Source organism: Aeromonas sp. QDB68, from assembly GCF_027707405.1.
In the GTDB taxonomy this organism is placed as follows: domain Bacteria; phylum Pseudomonadota; class Gammaproteobacteria; order Enterobacterales; family Aeromonadaceae; genus Aeromonas; species Aeromonas caviae.
The window spans coordinates 59,881-76,443 of record NZ_JAPCIQ010000012.1 but is presented as its reverse complement, the minus strand read 5'-3'; the positions used below and the strand labels follow the sequence as shown (position 1 = coordinate 76,443).

General features: G+C 66.7%; 8 protein-coding genes. 7 read left to right on the top strand and 1 reads right to left on the bottom strand.

Features of this window, described 5'->3' with window-relative positions:
* Positions 1-198: 198 nt before the first annotated feature.
* Positions 199-750 (bottom strand): lipoprotein, encoded by a 552-nt coding sequence (locus PG892_RS06365; protein ID WP_104455795.1) that lies wholly within the window; start codon positions 748-750, stop codon positions 199-201.
* A 320-nt stretch (positions 751-1,070) separates the two neighbouring features.
* Here PG892_RS06365 and PG892_RS06360 point away from each other — a divergent pair, with 320 nt between their 5' ends.
* From PG892_RS06360 to amoH, 7 genes are read left to right on the top strand one after another with little or no spacing between them, the layout of a single operon-like run.
* Positions 1,071-2,258, top strand: a complete 1,188-nt coding sequence (locus PG892_RS06360; protein WP_223915549.1) for an isochorismate synthase — start codon at positions 1,071-1,073, stop codon at positions 2,256-2,258.
* Entirely contained in the window at positions 2,255-3,919 is a 1,665-nt protein-coding gene (gene amoE, locus PG892_RS06355) for an amonabactin biosynthesis (2,3-dihydroxybenzoyl)adenylate synthase AmoE (protein WP_223915546.1), read from the top strand. The genes PG892_RS06360 and amoE overlap by 4 nt, the downstream gene beginning before the upstream one ends.
* Before the next feature lie 17 nt (positions 3,920-3,936).
* Positions 3,937-4,845: an amonabactin biosynthesis bifunctional protein AmoB gene (gene amoB / locus PG892_RS06350; protein ID WP_223915543.1), complete on the top strand. Its 909-nt coding sequence runs from the start codon at positions 3,937-3,939 to the stop codon at positions 4,843-4,845.
* Positions 4,842-7,931: an amonabactin biosynthesis non-ribosomal peptide synthetase AmoF gene (amoF, locus tag PG892_RS06345; RefSeq protein WP_223915540.1), complete on the top strand. Its 3,090-nt coding sequence runs from the start codon at positions 4,842-4,844 to the stop codon at positions 7,929-7,931. Before amoB ends, amoF begins: the two co-directional genes overlap by 4 nt.
* 20 nt (positions 7,932-7,951) lie before the next feature.
* Positions 7,952-8,701 carry an amonabactin biosynthesis protein AmoA gene (gene amoA / locus PG892_RS06340; protein WP_223915536.1) on the top strand — a complete coding sequence of 250 codons (750 nt, stop codon included), beginning with the start codon at positions 7,952-7,954 and terminating at the stop codon, positions 8,699-8,701.
* Between the two features lie 14 nt (positions 8,702-8,715).
* Positions 8,716-14,976, top strand: a complete 6,261-nt coding sequence (gene amoG, locus PG892_RS06335) for an amonabactin biosynthesis non-ribosomal peptide synthetase AmoG (protein WP_270825239.1) — start codon at positions 8,716-8,718, stop codon at positions 14,974-14,976.
* A complete protein-coding gene (gene amoH / locus PG892_RS06330) occupies positions 14,973-16,514 on the top strand; it encodes an amonabactin biosynthesis glycine adenylation protein AmoH (RefSeq protein ID WP_223915530.1) in 1,542 nt (513 codons plus the stop codon). Before amoG ends, amoH begins: the two co-directional genes overlap by 4 nt.
* The last annotated feature ends 49 nt before the right edge of the window (positions 16,515-16,563 follow it).

Here is a 16,563-nt window from a genome sequence, read left to right as displayed (position 1 = left end):
CGCTGCTGAGGAGTGCGCAGGCGATCGCCTGCACCAGTACGGTTTTTCTCATGTCCTTCTCACCATATTGTTGATTTTATTATGACGCTTCTCATGAATCTAAATGAGAATGGTGTGCATTATGGGGCAAAGGGCGGGGCTTGAGAAGAAAAAAACCGCGCCCCGGTGGGGTGAAGAGGAGAGGCGCGGCGGCAGGTGTCACATCAGTTTGAAGGGGATGACCAGTCGGCCCGGCTCCACCTTGAGGGCTTCGACCTTCTCCTTGATCCGCGCCTCGTTCTGGCGGCTGCCATCGAGCCGGTAGACGGGGGTTTGGGAGAGGAACAGGGAGAGGGACTGGTTGAAGGTGGGCAAGAGCGGGGAGAGGGCGGTGCCCACGTCCGCCGGCTCGGTCTTGACAGAGAGCAATTCGAGATCGCGCAGATAGATGGCGCCCTGCTCGGCCACGTAGTCGGGGCGGGCACTCAGGGAGAGGCGGATCTTCATCTGCTGGCTGCCAAGGGGGCTTGCCACCTGCAGCTCGCCGGCGGCATCCAGCTCGACCTTGTCGGCCTGGCTGCGGCCGATGCGGCTTTGCATGTCATCGAGTCGGATCTTGCTCGACATGATGCCGGGGATCCCCAGCTGTTTCTCGAAGGCGACTCGCTCCTTGAGGTACTGGTTGATCTCCCCCTCGCTGACGCTGTACTGGGTCAGCGAGCAGGCCGCAAGCAGCAGGGCGAAGGGGAGCAGAAGCAGGTGTTTCAACATGGGAGGGTTCCATTTTCGGGGCTGTCACAAGAGGTGGCGCCATCTTAGAGGCAAAGCGGGTTGGCCGCCAGTGGGGCCGCCCTGACCGGTTTCTGTCGCATCCCCCATATGGGGATGGCAATCCGTTTTCATTCGAGTAGCTGTTTCCCTTCACCGCCAGCAGGCCCGCCCTGGCGTCATCCCCGACATACCCACAGACAAGCTCCTGTTTTAACGATGCAAAATCCCATTGACCCCGCGATTTCAAAGCGAGTATTTTACCGTCGCACAAATTCAAACTGATAATCATTATCATTTTGAATCTTCTTTGAGGGTGTTACGTGAAGACTCGAGTAATGGACAATGGCACACCTGCCGAGGCGAAGATGTCGCCTGATTTCTTGTTTACCTCGTGTCAGGGCACGATCAGTGCCACTGACCTGGGGCAACCCATCACCACCCCCGCCTGCGAGTGGCCCCTGCTGGAACAACAGATTGCCAGCGCCTTAGCCGCGGCCAGCGCCGCCGGCCAGAGCAATCCTCTGCTGATCGGTGCTTTTGCGTTCGACCCGGCGGAGGCCTCCTGCCTCTATGTGCCCGGCAACTATAAGCGGGGCGAGAAACTGGCCCCGACAGAGCCGTCATCGGTGACAGCGGTTGAGCAGGCCCCCGAGGCCAACCGGGTCATCTCGGTGCAGAGCACCCCGCCGGCCAGCGAATTCCAGGCCTCGGTCAGTGCGGCGCTGGATGCGTTTGCACAAGGTCGTCTCGCCAAGGTGGTGTTGTCGCGCAAACTCACCCTTATCCTGCACCAGCCTGCCGATCCTAAGCAGGTGATGGCCCGTCTGATGACCCAGAATCCCCACGCCTTCCACTTCTCTCTACCGCTCGGCCAGGGTCGCCGCCTGCTGGGCGCCAGCCCGGAGCTGCTGCTGCGGGTCAGCGGGGGAGAGGTGTTCACCCACCCGCTGGCGGGCTCCGCCAGACGGGTGAGCGAGCCGGCGCAAGACGAAATGGTGGCCAGGGATCTGCTGGCTTCTCGCAAGGATCAGCATGAACACCGTCTGGTGATCGACGAGATCCGCCGGGTGCTGACCCCCCACTGCCGCGAGCTGGCGATCCCCGCTCATCCCTCGTTGATGAGCACGGATACCCTCTGGCATCTGGGCACCCCCATCGCTGGCCGGCTGCACGGTGGCGAGGCATCGGTGCTGTCACTTGCCTGCCAGCTTCATCCCACCCCGGCCCTGTGCGGCTATCCCACTGATCTGGCCCGCCAGTTCATCCGCGAGCAGGAGCCCTTCCGGCGCGCCCTGTTCAGCGGCATCGTTGGCTGGTGCGACAGCCAGGGAAACGGCGAGTGGGCTGTGGTGATCCGTTGCGGCGTGCTCGATGGCCATCAGGTCGAGCTGTTTGCCGGCGCCGGTATCGTCGCTGGCTCGAATCCCGCCATGGAGTGGGCCGAGACCGGCACCAAGCTTGGCACCATGCTCAAGGCACTGGGCCTGAGTCCGGAGGTGGCGCAATGAGCCAACTCAACCGCTTCCTGCCCTATACCCGCTGGCCCGAAGATCTGGCCCAGCAGTACCGCACCAAGGGTTACTGGCGCGGCGAGCCGCTGACCGCCATGCTGGCGCGTCAGTGCGAGCAGGCCCCCGACGCCGAGGCGATCCTCTGCGGCGAGCGCCGCTTCAGTTATCGTGAGCTGGACGCCGCCTCGAGCCGGCTGGCCGCAAATCTTGCCCACCACGGCCTGGGGGCAGGGGATACCGCGCTGGTGCAGCTCCCCAACGTGGCCGAGTTCTATCTGGTGTTCTTTGCCCTGCTCAAGGCCGGCATCGCGCCGGTCAACGCGCTCTTTAGCCACAACAGGCTGGAGCTCCTCTCTTACGCCGAGCAGATCACACCGCGCCTCTTTATCGGCTCGCTGACCCACCCGCTGTTTGCGAGCAAGGGTCGCGAGAGCGAGCTGCTGGCAAGCATCGGTGCCGAACTGGTGCTGCTGGATGGCGACGCAGGGGCGCTGGGGCTGACCCACTGGTTGACGAAGGGGGATGAGAGTGAGCCAGTGAAATATGGCCCGACCCCGGCGGACGAGGTGGCCTTCTTCCAGCTCTCCGGTGGCAGCACCGGCACCCCCAAGCTCATCCCCCGCACCCACGACGATTACCTGTACAGCGTGCGCCGCAGCAATGAGATCTGCGGCCTCGGCCCCCATACCCGCTATCTGTGCGCCCTGCCGGCGCCCCACAACTTCCCCCTGAGCTCCCCGGGCGCCCTCGGGGTATTCGAGGCGGGCGGCACCGTGGTGCTCGCACCCGACCCCAGCCCCATCAGCTGTTTCCCGCTGATCGCCCGTCACCGGGTCAATCTCACCTCGCTGGTGCCGCCTGCGGTCTCGCTCTGGCTGCAGGCCGCGGAAGCGGACCCCACTGCGCGCACTCAGCTCGAGAGCCTCGACTTGCTGCAAGTGGGTGGCGCCAAGCTGGGGGAGGCGGTGGCCAGCAAGATTGGGCCGCTGCTCGGCTGCCGGCTGCAGCAGGTGTTCGGTATGGCGGAAGGGCTGGTCAACTACACCCGGCTCTCTGATCCCGACGAGAAGGTCATTCACACCCAGGGCCGTCCCATGAGCCCGGACGACGAGGTGCGCATCCTCGATGAGGCGGGCAATCCGGTTGCCCCCGGCGAGCCTGGCGCCCTGCACACCCGCGGCCCCTATACCTTCCGCGGCTACTACCAGAGCCCGGCCCACAACGCCCGGGTGTTCGATGGCGAGGGTTTCTACTGCTCCGGCGATCTGGTGGTACAGGATGCCGATGGTTACCTCACCGTGGTGGGGCGGCAGAAGGATCAGATCAACCGGGGCGGCGAGAAGATCGCGGCGGAAGAGGTGGAAAACCAGCTGCTGCACCATCCGGCCATCACCCATGCGGCCCTGGTCTCCATGCCCGACAGCGCCATGGGGGAGAAGAGCTGTGCCTTCATCGTCAGCACGGATCCCGCCTTGAAGCCGCTGGCCTTGCGCAAGTTTCTGCGCGAGCGCGGGGTGGCGGACTTCAAGCTGCCCGACCGTTTCGAAACTCTGGACGCCCTGCCCATGACGGCGGTGGGCAAGATTGACAAGCAGGGGCTGCGGGCGCGCATTGCGCACGCCATCGCCGCCAACCAGCCTCTACAGCATAAAAACTAGTAAGGAATCATGACGTTATGGCTATCCCAACCCTGAACAATTACGCCATGCCCAGCCAGTGGAAGGCCAACAAGGTCAACTGGTCTCTGGATCCCAAACGCGCCGCCCTGCTGATCCACGACATGCAGGAGTACTTCACCGCCTTCTATGGCGAAAACAGCCCGCTGATCGCGGCGCTCACCGAGCAGCTGGCCGCCGTGCGCAAGCAGTGCAAGGCCCTCGGCATCCCGGTCTTCTACACCGCCCAGCCCAAGGATCAATCCCCTGAAGATCGCGCCCTGCTCAATGACATGTGGGGCCCGGGTCTCAACAAGCGGCCCGAGCAGCAGCAGGTGGTGGCAGCCCTGCGCCCAGAGCGGGACGACACTGTGCTGGTCAAGTGGCGTTACAGCGCCTTCCAGCGCTCCGAGCTCGAGCAGATGCTCAAAGCGCTGGGGCGGGATCAGCTGATCATCGGCGGCATCTACGGCCATATTGGCTGCATGATGACCGCCTGCGACGCCTTCATGCGCGACATCCAGCCCTTCTTCCTGGCGGACGGGGTGGCGGACTTCTCCCTGGCCGACCACCAGATGGCGCTCGACTATGTGGCAACCCGCTGCGGCAAGGTGATCCGCTGCGAGGAGGTGCTGGCCCTTGCGCCGGTTGCCGCTTCTGCCGTCCAGAGCAATCCGTTGCTGACGTATGAGGGGCTCAAGGCGCGGCTGCTGAGTCATATCGACGAGGACGAAGATGAGTTTGACCCCGACGAGAACCTCATCGACTACGGTCTGGATTCTGTGCGGATCATGGCCCTGCTCACCGAGTGGCGCGCCGCCGGGGTGGATCTCGGCTTCGTTGATCTCGCCAAGTTGCCGACCCTCAACGGCTGGTGGCGCCTGATCGAGGCCAGGCTGGCAGCCCAGGCGCTGGAGGTGACCCCATGAACCGCTTCCCCTTGACCATCCCCCAGCAGGGGCTCTGGTCCGGACATCTGCTCAATGACGACAAGGCGATGTTCAACACCGCCGAGTGCATCGCCTTCGACGGCAAGGTCGAGGCGGCCGTGCTGGCCGCGACCCTTGCCAAGGCGGTAGGGGAGTGCGAGGCGCTCAAGGGCCACTTCGAAGACGATAAGGAGGCGGTCTGCTTCGTCTCGCATGAGCTGCCCCTGGCCTATGAAGAAATCTCCCTCGAGCACGATGACGAGACGCTGGCCCGCGCCTGGGCCTGGGCCGATCTGCGCCGCCCGTTCGAGCTGACCCAAGAGGCGCCCTGCCGTTTCGCCTTGCTGCGCGGCCCCGGCCGCGATTATCTCTACAGCTGCGTGCACCACATCGCCCTCGACGGCTTTGGCACCACCTTGCTGTTCCAGCGCATCGCCGAACTGTATGCAGAGGGGCTGGCCGGTGAGATGAACTCCCCATCTCCCTTCGGCTCGTTGGCTGAAGTGCTGGCAGAAGAGGCGAGCCGCGAGCAGAGCGGCAAGAACGACGCCGCCCGCGCCTTCTGGCAGGAGCAGCTGCAAGGCTGGCCCGAGGTGAAGTCCTTTGGCGAGACCCGCGCACCGATTGCCGCCGACTTTATCCGCGAGAGCCGCCCGCTGCCGGCGGCGCTCTGGCAATCCCTGACCGGCTTTGCCGACGAGCACAAGCTGGGTTGGCCCGATCTGCTGCTGGCCGGCCTCTCGGCCCAGCTGTCGCTGTCGAGCGGCCAGGATAAGACCCTGCTCGGCCTGATGATGATGAACCGCATCGGCTCGGCGTCGCTGACCGTGCCCTGCATGCAGATGAACATCACCCCGCTGGCGTTGGCACTGGATGAAGAACTGGATCTGGCGGGAGCCGCCGGCGCCGTGGCCAAGGCCAAGCGCGGGGTGCGCAAGCACCAGCACTACCGCTACGAGCTGCTGCGCCGCGACCTTGGCCTGGTGGGGGGCGACAAACGCCTGTTCGGCCCGCTGGTCAACATCATGCCGTTCGATCACGCTCGCCGCTTTGGGCCGCTATCTGCCCATATTCTCAACATCAGCGCCGGCCCGGTGGAGGATCTCACCATCGAGGTGCAGGTCGGCGTCGATGGCCAGCCCAGACTGGATCTGGACGCCAACCCCGGCTGCTACTGTCAGGCCGATCTGGCGGTCATCGCCGATACCCTGTTTGCCCTGCTGGGCCGCTGGCTGACCGAGCCCGCCCAGACCCTGGGGACGCTCAAGGCCGACTGGCTGGCCGAGCAGCGGGCCAGCGCCCTGATCGCCGGCCCCGCCCAGGAAACTCTCCAGGTGCGGCCGGTGCTGGAGGCGCTCTGCCACTTCGCCGCCCAGACCCCGGACAAGATCGCGCTGGAGCAGGGAGAGGCCCGCTTCAGCTACGAGGCGCTGCTGGCCAGAGCCGAACAGATGGCGGCCGCCCTGCAGGCCGCAGGCGTCGCCCCCGGCGACAAGGTGGGGGTCATGCTGGCCCGCACCCCACAGGCCATCTTCGCCCAGCTGGCGGTGCTGCTGGCGGGCGCCGTCTATGTGCCGCTCGATCCCGAGCAGCCGCTGGAGCGCCAGGGCCATATCCTGCGGCTGGGGGAGGTGAAGACCCTCATTACCCAGGCCGAGTACCGCCACAAGCTGGCCAGCCTGTTTGAGGGGCGCACCCTGCTGGCGGGGGATCTGGTGAGCGGTGATCGGCTCAACCAGCCGGCCGCCGGCCGCGCCGTCGCCTACCTGATGTTCACCTCGGGCTCGACCGGCCTGCCCAAGGGGGTGGCGGTGAGCCACGGCGCGCTGGATCACTTCGCCGCCGCCGCCCGCTGCCGTTATCACCTGGATGAAGAGGCGCGGATGCTGCAATTCGCCCCCTTCAACTTCGACGCCAGCATCGAGGAGGTGTTCGCCACCTTGAGCGCCGGCGCCACCCTGGTACTGCGTACCGACGCCCTGCTCGAATCCATGCCCGCCTTTGCGGCCGGGGTGGAGCAGATGGGGATCACCCACCTCGACCTGCCCACCGCCTTCTGGAACGAGTGGGTGGTGGCGCTGACGGCGGGTCAGGCCCACATTCCTGCCAATCTGGCTACCGTCATCATCGGCGGCGAGGCGGTCTACCCCGAGCAGCTGGCCCAGTGGCAGCGTCAGGGCCGCTCCGATGTGCGCCTGTTCAACACCTACGGTCCCACCGAAACGACCGTGGTGGTGACCACCCAGGAGCTGCAACAGGAAGACCCGAGCCAGGCCCAGTTGCCCATCGGCCTGCCGCTGCCCGGCATGCAGGCGCTCATCCTGGGGGCGGGGGAGCAACCCGCCAGCGAGGGGGAGCTGGTGCTGCTCGGCCCACAACTGGCCAATGGTTACGTGGGCGGTGTGCAAGGGAGCTTTGGCACCCTGCGGATCGGCGAAGAGGTGCTGCCCGTCTATCGCACCGGCGATCGGGTGCGCCTGGTGGCCGGCCGGCTGGTCTACCTCGGCCGGCGCGACAACGAGTTCAAGATAAGCGGCTATCGCATCCAGCCCGGCGAGGTGGAGGCCCAGCTGCTGGCCCTGCCCGGGGTGGACGAGGCGTGCGTGCAGGGGGTGAGCATCGGCAGCGTGCGCCGGCTGGTGGCCTTCGTGGCGGGGCCGGAGCGCGACAGCCGGGTCATCAAGGCGCAGCTGGCCAGGGTGCTGCCCGCCGCCATGATCCCCACCGACTATCGCCACTATGACCAGCTGCCTCGCACCGGCTCCAACAAGCTGGATCGCAAGGCCCTGCTGGCCGCCTACCAGGCGGGCGGCGAAGCCCTGACCCTGGGCAGCGAGACCGAGAACCGGGTCGGCGCCATCTGGCAGCAGATCCTGGGGCTCGCCACCATGGCGCCCACGGACAACTTCTTCGAACTGGGGGGCCAGTCCCTGCAGACCATCCAGATAGTCAACCGGCTCGGCGCCGAGTTCGGGGTGCAGGTCAAGGTCTCCGACGTGTTCGATCACCCGCGCCTAGATGACTTTTGCCGTTTCCTCGACGGCCTGCTTGCCGAGGACGAAGAGAGCGTGGAGATGGTGTGGTGATGGATAAGGAGCAACAAGCAATGGCCTTTGATTTCACTGGCAAGCGGGTCTGGGTGACCGGGGCCGGGCGCGGCATCGGCCGCGAGGTGGCGACGCAGTTCGTGGCGGCCGGCGCAATCGTGGTGGGGCTGGATCTGGCATTTCCCGAAGCAGACTACCCCTATGCCACCCGGCTGCTCGATATCGGCGACTCGAAGGCGGTCAACGCCTGCTGCGCAGCGCTGCTGGCGGACGGCGGGCTCGATGTGCTGGTGAACGGGGCCGGGGTACTGCGTCTCGGCCCCACCGAAACCTTAAGCGATGATGACTGGCAGGACTGCATGACGGTCAACGCCAGCGGCGTCTTCTATCTGCTGCGGGCCCTGGTGCCCCACTTCAAGGGGCAGCGGCGCGGCGCCATTGTCACCATCGGCTCCAATGCGGCCCATGTACCGCGCATGCAGATGGCGGCCTATTGCGCCTCCAAGGCGGCCGTCACCAGCCTGACCCAGACGGTGGGGCTGGAGCTGGCCCCCTTCGGCGTGCGCGCCAACCTGGTGTCGCCGGGCTCGACGGATACCCCCATGCTGCGCGGCATGCTGCCAAGCGAGGAGGCCATGGCCCGCACCATCGCCGGGCTGCCGGAGCAGTTCAAGCTCGGCATCCCCCTGCGCAAGGTCGCCACCCCGGCGGAGATCGCCCATACCGTCCTCTTCCTGGCCTCGGATCTGGCCAGCCACATCACGCTGCAGGATCTGGTCGTCGACGGCGGCGCCACCCTGAGTGCCTGAGGCTTGAGAAACAGATGAACAATATGATTTTGCTGTTGAAACAGCTGGAACGGCAGGGAGTGAAGCTGGCTTTGAACGAGAAAGGCCAGCTTATCTCCCAGTCGAGCAAGGAGGCGGTGACACCAGCCATCGGCGCCACCATCAAGGCCCACAAGGATGAGCTGGTGCGCTGCCTGGCGGCCCGCGCCGCCTTCGAGGCGCCTATCGTCGCCGAGGGGGCCTTGCAGGGGCCGCTCTCGTCGTCCCAGAGCGGGCTCTGGTTTATCGAGCAGTACGAGGAGGCCTCCCACCTCTACAACATGCCGGTCTATTTTCGCATCAAGGGAGAGCTGGACACGGCGGCGCTGGAATTTGCCTTCGACCACCTGTTTGCCCGTCACCCCAGCATGCGTACCCGCTTCATCAAGGACGAGGCGGGCAGGGGGGCGCAGGAGATCCTGCCCCACGAGCCCTTCACGTTGCAGATTGAGGATGTGAGCACAGAGCCCGCAGCCGAGCGCGAGGCCTATGTGGCCAGGCGGGTACGCGAGGAGATCGGGCGCCCCTTCTCCCTGACCAAAGGGGATCTGAGCCGGGTGCATCTGATACGGCTGGGCAGCCGCGAACACGTGCTGCTAATCACTCAGCACCACATCATCTCCGACGGCTGGTCGGTCAAGAACATGTTCGCGGATCTCAAGCGCGCCTTTCTTGCCCACCAGAACCGCGAGCCTCTGCAGGTAAGCGAGCTGCCGCTCACCTACATCGACTATGCCCGCTGGTTCAACTCACCGCGTTTTCTCGATTATCACGCCGAGTTCAAGCCGTTCTGGGTCGATCGGCTAGGTGGCAGCCCCGAGGTGCACGGTCTGCCGCTCGACAAGCCGCGCCCGGCCCATCAGGACAGCGGCGGCGAGCTGGTCTTCTCCACCATCGAGAGCGACCTGTGGGAGAGCTTCAAGCGCCTCTGCCAGCGCCACAGCACCTCCAACTTCATCGGTCTGCACGCCCTGTTTGCCTTGCTGATGGTGCGCCAGAGCGGCGAGAAGGAAGTGGTGATCGGCACCCCGCTCGCCTATCGCGAGCGTCACGAAATCGAGTCGCTGGTGGGCTTTTTCGTCAATACCCTGGTGCTGCGCACTCAACTCAGCGGCAAGCCCAGCTTTGTCGACTATCTGCAGCAGTGCCGGGAGGAGGATCTGGCGGCCTTCGATCACCAGCTCTACCGTTTCGAGGCGCTGGCAGAGGCCATCGGCGCCGATCGCACCACCGCCATCAACCCCATCTTCCAGATCATGCTGGTCTATCAGGCCAAGGTGGACTTCAACGATCTCATCCCCGGCTGCCAGCTGGTGGAGGAGACCTCGCCTGTGTTGCCGGCCAAGACCGACATCTCGGTCAAGGTGACCGAGCTGATGGATTCCGTCAGGGTGGACTGGCTGTTCGCTACCGCCCTGTTCGATCGAGAGACCATCCAGGCCTACGCCGATCGCCTGCTGCACCTGATGCGCGCCGTGGTGGCGGCCCCCGAGACCGACATCTGGCAACTGCCGCTGGAGGCGGGCACCGACCAGGCCGCGCTGGCCGCCGAGCTTGCCGACCTGCCGCCGGATTACCCGAGCCGCGACACCCTGCTCTGTCATATCGAGCGGCGCGCTGGGCAATCGCCGGACGCGCTGGCGGTGAGCGACGGCGCGCAATCTTTGACTTATGGCGAGCTGGAGGTGCGCGCCAACCGGCTGGCCCACTGGCTGCAGGCTCGCGGCGTCACCCTGGGCGCCGCCATCGGCATCCAGGCCAGGCGCGATGTCGCCTTCGTGGTTGCCCTGCTCGCCTGCTGGAAGGCGGGGGCGGCCTATGTGCCCCTCGACCCTGCCTATCCTGCCGAGCGACTGGCCCATATCTTAGGCGATGCATCCATCAGCCTGGTGCTGGGTGGCGTGCCGGATGCGCGGCTTGGCGAGGCGCTGGCGGGCACGGCTGCCGAATATCACGATCTGCACGGGCTTGCGCTGGACAAGATGCCAACCAGCACGCCCGCACTGCCTCGGGATGCCGCCATGCTGGCCCAGATCATCTACACCTCCGGCAGCACCGGCTTGCCCAAGGGGGTCATGGTGGAGCAGGGCAGCCTGGTCAACCTGATGGCGGATCACGGCGAGCGCATCGCCCTTGGGAAGGGTGGCGCCATGTTCAACTGCATGTCCCTCTCGTTTGATGCGGGCAACATGACCAGCTTGCTGCCGCTCTACTGCGGCGCGGCCCTGCACTTCGGCGAGCCGGGCGAGGGGGTGATCAGTGCCGCGATCGCTCGGGGTGCCAGCCATATGATTTTGCCGACCGCCCTGCTCGCGAATCTATTGCCAGCGGCGGATCTCGGTTCCCTCAAGGCCATCGGCTTTGGCGGCGAAGCGTGCCCGAGCAGCCTGGTGGAGCGTTGGGGGGAGCGGGTGGCCCTCTACAACATGTACGGCCCAACCGAATGCACCGTCACCGCGCTCTGCGCGCGGCTCACCCCGGGGGCGCCCATCACCATAGGTCGACCCGTCAACAACCTGAAGGCGCTGATCCTGGACGAGGCGGGCAACCTCTGCCCGGTGGGGGTGCCCGGCGAGCTCTGCCTGGCGGGGCTGGGGCTGGCTCGCGGCTACCTCAATCTGCCGGAGCGCACTCAGGAGGCCTTTATCGAGCTGGCGCTGGCGGAACGTACCCATCGCCTCTATCGCACCGGCGATCGAGCCCTGCTGCGCCGCGATGGAAACATCCAGTATCTGGGCCGGATAGACGAGCAGATCAAGCTGCGCGGCTATCGTATCGAGCCGGGGGAGATAGAGACTCGGCTCGCCGAATTGTGCCCGGTCATCCGCCAGATCAAGGTGGTGGTGCAGGAGGGGCGCCTGCTCGCTTATGCCTGTCTGCAGGCCGGGGCAAGGGAGCCCGACGGCGATGCCCTGCTGCAGCGTGCCGGCGAGTGCCTGCCCGAATACATGGTGCCGGCGCGCCTGTGCTGGCTGCCCGAGATGCCCCTCACCCCCAACGGCAAGTTGGACCTGCGCCGCCTGCCCGCCATCGTCTGGCAGCAGAGCAAGGGCGAGCCGCAAAACGAACTGGAGCAGACAGTGCTCGCCATCTGGCAGGGGGTGCTCAAGCAGCCCCTCGGGGTGGAGGATGACTTCTTCCGTCTGGGGGGGGATTCCATCCTCAGCATCCAGCTCACCACCAGGCTGCGGGATGCGGGACTGCACTGCAGCGTGAAGGACGTGTTCGAAGCCAAGACGGTGCGCCGCCTCTGCCGCCAGCTCGGCCAGCAGCAGGCGGTCAGTCACAGGTGCGAGCAGGGCAGCCTGACCGGCGAGTTCCCGCTCCACCCCATCCAGCACTGGTTCTTCGAGCAGGGCTTTGCCAGGCCCGGTCACTGGAACCAGGGGGTGATCCTGCGCCTGCCGGCCGGGGTGGACGATGAGGCCCTGCGCGGCTGGCTGGATGCGTTGCGCCAGCACCACGATGCCCTGCGTCTGGCGGTGACCCCAACCGGCCAGCGCTACCTGGCCGAGCTGGCATTGCCGCCGCTGCCGACCCTGGATGCCGCCAATCTTGATGAGACCGAGCTGCAGGCCCGCCTGACCGAGCTGCAGGGAGATTTCGACCCTGCCAGCGGCCACACTTTGGCCTGGGCCCGCCTGCGCAATCTCTCCCTCGAGGGGGCGCGCGAGGGCGAGACGGTGGAGGGGCTCTTCCTCGCCTTCCACCACCTAGTCATCGATGCGGTCTCCTGGCGCATCCTGGCCGAGGATCTGGCACGGGTGAGCAGGGGCGAGCCACTGCCCGCCAAGGGCAGCAGCTATCGCCAGTGGGGCGAGGGGCTCGCGGCCTACGCCAAGCGAGAAGAGGAGCAGCTTGGCTTCTGGCTGGCTCAGGGGGAGGCCAGCAAGCTAGGCTTGCTGGAGGAGCGACGCGCCGCCGATGGCCGCGCCGCCGCCAGCCTGCTGCAACTGAGTCAGGAGACCACGGCCCGTCTCATCGACACCGCCAACCAGGCCTACTTCACCCGGGTGCCCGACCTGCTGCTGGCGGCACTGACTCGTACCCTGAGCGAGCAGGGTTACGGCAGCCGTCACTGCGTGATGCTGGAAGGACACGGCCGTGAGGCCATCGATGCCGAACTGGACGTGAGCCGTACCCTGGGCTGGTTCACCAGCACCTACCCGCTGGCGCTGGCGGATGCCGGGGCGTGGGATGCACTGGTGTGCGCCACCAAGGAGCAGCTGCGCGCCGTGCCGGACAAGGGGGTGGGCTTCAACGCCCTGCGGCTGCACCACCCTCGTGGGTCTGAGCTGTCCCAGGCCCTGGTGGTCTTCAACTACCTGGGGGTCAGCCATCAGGGCGAGGCCGCTCAGCCCTGGCAACCCCTGCCCGTGGCGCCGGGGGCACCCACGTCCCCTGACAACCTGCCGCGGGAGCTGGTCAGTCTGCACGGTGGCGTGTTTGATGGCCGCCTCACCCTGCGCCAGGTCGGCGCCCTCAACCAGCAAGGGAGCGACGCTCTGATGGCGCGGCTGGCGGACAACCTGACGGCGCTGGTAGATCACTGCTGCACGGTGAAGGCCCCGCGTCACACCCCGAGCGACTTCCCGGGGCTTGGCCTCTCGCAAGCCGCGCTCGATCGGGTGCTGAGCGGGCGTGAGGTGGAGACCCTGCTGCCCATGACCTCGCTTCAGCAGAGCATGTTCCATCACAGGGCGCTGCTGCCCCGGGATCACGCCTATCACCTGCAGACCGAGATCGCCTATCACCAGCCGCTGGACGTGGCGGTCTACCGTCAGGCCTGGCAGGGGCAGATCGCCTGCTGGCCGGCCCTTCGCAGCGAACTGGTGCTGGCGGATGGGGTCGCGCTGCAGCGCATCCTCAAGCACGCCGAGTTGCCATTCCACTATGAGGACTTGTCCGAGGTGGGAAATGCAGAGACACGGGTCCAGGCATACCGCGAGCAGGATCTGGCCCGCCCGATCCCGCTGGAGCAGGCCCCCCTGCTGCGCCTTGCCTGTTTCAAATTGGCCCCCGATCACCACAAGGTGATCTTCAGCGCCCATCACGGCGTGCTGGATGGCTGGAGCGGTCCCGTGTTGCTGGGCTCCCTGCATCGCGGCTATCAGGCGCTGATGAACGGCCTGCTGCCACAAGCCGAGCCGGATACCGCCTGGCTCGAATTTGGCGGCCATATCGCCAGCCAAGCCCGCAGCGCCGAGGCTTACTGGCAGGGGCGTGGCGAGCTGCTAACAAAGCCTAACGATCTCGCCTGCCTGTTCGGGGTGACGCTGGACGCTCGCGCAAGCGGGCGCCATACCCAGCAGCGACCGGCGGTGTGCGCCACGGCGTTGTCGGCCGAGGTGGCGACCTTGCTCGCGCGCCGTGCCCGCGACCTTGGCGTGACTGCAGGCCTGTTGGCCCAATATGCCTGGCACCGTCTGCTGGCACGCCGCTCTGGCGATGCCGTCACCCTGGTGGGCAACGTGACCCCGGGCCGGGATTACCCCATTGAGGGGATCACCGCGAGCGTCGGGCTCTACATCAATAGCCTGCCACTGGCCCTGGCGTGGCGCACCGAGCTGACCCTGGCCGAGCATATCGCCCGGTTGCAGACCGACCTGATGGCACTCAATGAGCACGGCACCCAGTCGCTGGCGGCACTGACCAAAGGCCGGTCGCGTCTGTTCCAGAGTCTGTTCGTGTTTGAGAACTACCCCATGCCGGCGGCCCCTGTCGCCCCCGAACCTCACCAACTGGTGCCGCGCTTTGGCACCGTGGTGGAGAAGGTGGAGCTTCCTCTCTCCTTGGTGGTCAGCAGCCGGGGCGAGACGCTCCAGCTGCGCCTCGAGTTCGATGGCGAGCAGATCCCCGAGGCCCGGGCCGAGGCGGTGCTGGCTGACTGGCTGGCCGAGCTCGGCTGGCTGGCGCAGGCGGATCTGGGCCAGCCGGCCAGCGTGGCGGCGGTACAGTCCCCGGTGATGCCGCTGGTGGTCGCCACCAGGGCGGAGCCCAGCCTGGCTCAGCCGCCGGCCGAGGCCCGCGTGCTGGTGGCCCTGTGGGAGCGTCTGTGCGGCGTGCCCGGCATCTGGCAGCAGACCCTGTGTGAACTCGGGGTGGATTCGGTGCAGCAGCTCGCCCTGCTGGCGGCCCTCAACGAGGCGTTTGGCCAGGAGCGGGCGCCGCTAACCCTGCAAACCCTCAAGGCCCATCCATCCCCCAGCCGGCTCTATCGGCACTGGCTGGTGTGCCAAACGGAGGCCGCGCTATGACGGTGACCATCAAGCATAAGGCCCCGGCCGTGTCCCCCCTGAGAGACGCCCCCAAGGGGGCGGCCAGCCTGGGTGCGCGGCTGGCGGCCTGTCTGGCCGCCACTCCGCTGGCCCCCGCCATCCGCATGGGCGGGGAGGGCATCGGTGAGGGCGGATCAGATGAGCAGTGGCTCAGCTACGGCGCGCTCAATGCCAGGGTCGGCCAGATTGCCGCCCGATTGCAGGGTCTGGCGGTGGGGGAGCGGGTCGGCCTCTATCTGGCGCGCAGCCCGGATCTGGTGGCCAGCCTGCTGGCCTGCCTGCGCCTCGGCCTCTGCTTCGTGCCGCTCGAGCCGGACTTTCCCCTGGAGCGGCTGCAGGGGATCGCCCGCCAGGCGCGCCTGTCGGCGGTGATCTGCGATGACGAGGCGGGCACCCCGGACTTCGGCTGCCCCCTGCGCACCCTAGATGGGCCAGCAGCAGGGCCCGTCTCTTGGCCTCAGGTGGATGACGCCCTGGCCGCCTACATGATGTTCACCTCGGGCTCCACCGGCGAGCCCAAGGGGGTGGTCATCAGTCGGCGGGCCCTGCTCTGCTTCCTCGACGGAATCCGCGAGCGGCTCGGCCTCTCACCTGGCTGCCACTGGCTATTCATCACCACTCCGGCCTTCGACATCTCCTTGCTGGAGATGTTGGGGCCGCTCTGGGGCGGTGGCCGGCTGACGGTGGCTGGCGGTGAGCACAACAAGGATCCGCTGGGGATGCTGGCCCTGCTCGAGGCCGACCCCTCCATCAACTGGCTGCAGGCCACCCCGGCCTGCTGGCGCATGCTGCTCAAGGCGGGCTGGCAGGGGCGCAATACCCTCACCGCCCTGTGCGGTGGCGAGGCGCTGGACCCAGGTCTGGCCGAGCAGCTCTGTGCCCGCACCCGGCGGCTGTGGAACTGCTACGGGCCGACCGAGGCCACCGTCTGGTCCCTGGTGAGCGAGGTGCGCTGGCCGCCGGTTGGCGGGCAGATCACCATCAGCCACAGCCTGCCCGGCTATCGTCACTGGGTGCTGGACGAGGCGGGGCAGCCGGTGGTAGAGGGGGAGTGCGGCGAGCTCTGCATCGAGAGCCCGGCCCTGTGCGAGGGGTACTGGCGCAAGCCGGCCTTGACCAGCGCCGCCTTCCTGCGCCTTGCCACCCATCGCCTCTATCGCACTGGCGATCGGGTGCGCCTCCTTGGGGCGGACCGCTTCCTCTATCTGGGACGGCGCGACGATCAGGTCAAGCTGCGGGGCTTTCGCATCGAGCTCGGCGAGGTGGAGGCGGGACTGCGCCGCCAGGCCGGGGTGCAGGAGGCGGCTGTGCGCCTGGTGGGCGAGGGGAACGAGGCCATGCTGGTGGGCTACGTGGAGGCGAAAAGCGGGGTGACCCTTAATCGCCTCGCCCTGCGCAAGGGGCTGCAGGCGACGCTGCCGCACTACATGGTGCCGACACGGCTTATCCTGCTGGATGCCCTGCCCAAGACCGGCAGCGGCAAGCTCGACAGAAAGGCGCTGCCATTACCGGGGTGACAAAGGGCTTGCAGGCTCGATGCCTCAATAACAGGGTGCTGGCACGGAT

Coding starts and splice junctions, on each gene's coding strand:
- PG892_RS06365 (WP_104455795.1), bottom strand. CDS start 750: ATGTTGAAACACCTGCTTCTGCTCCCCTTCGCCCTGCTGCTTGCGGCC.
- amoE (WP_223915546.1), top strand. CDS start 2,255: ATGAGCCAACTCAACCGCTTCCTGCCCTATACCCGCTGGCCCGAAGAT.
- amoB (WP_223915543.1), top strand. CDS start 3,937: ATGGCTATCCCAACCCTGAACAATTACGCCATGCCCAGCCAGTGGAAG.
- amoF (WP_223915540.1), top strand. CDS start 4,842: ATGAACCGCTTCCCCTTGACCATCCCCCAGCAGGGGCTCTGGTCCGGA.
- amoA (WP_223915536.1), top strand. CDS start 7,952: ATGGCCTTTGATTTCACTGGCAAGCGGGTCTGGGTGACCGGGGCCGGG.
- amoG (WP_270825239.1), top strand. CDS start 8,716: ATGAACAATATGATTTTGCTGTTGAAACAGCTGGAACGGCAGGGAGTG.
- amoH (WP_223915530.1), top strand. CDS start 14,973: ATGACGGTGACCATCAAGCATAAGGCCCCGGCCGTGTCCCCCCTGAGA.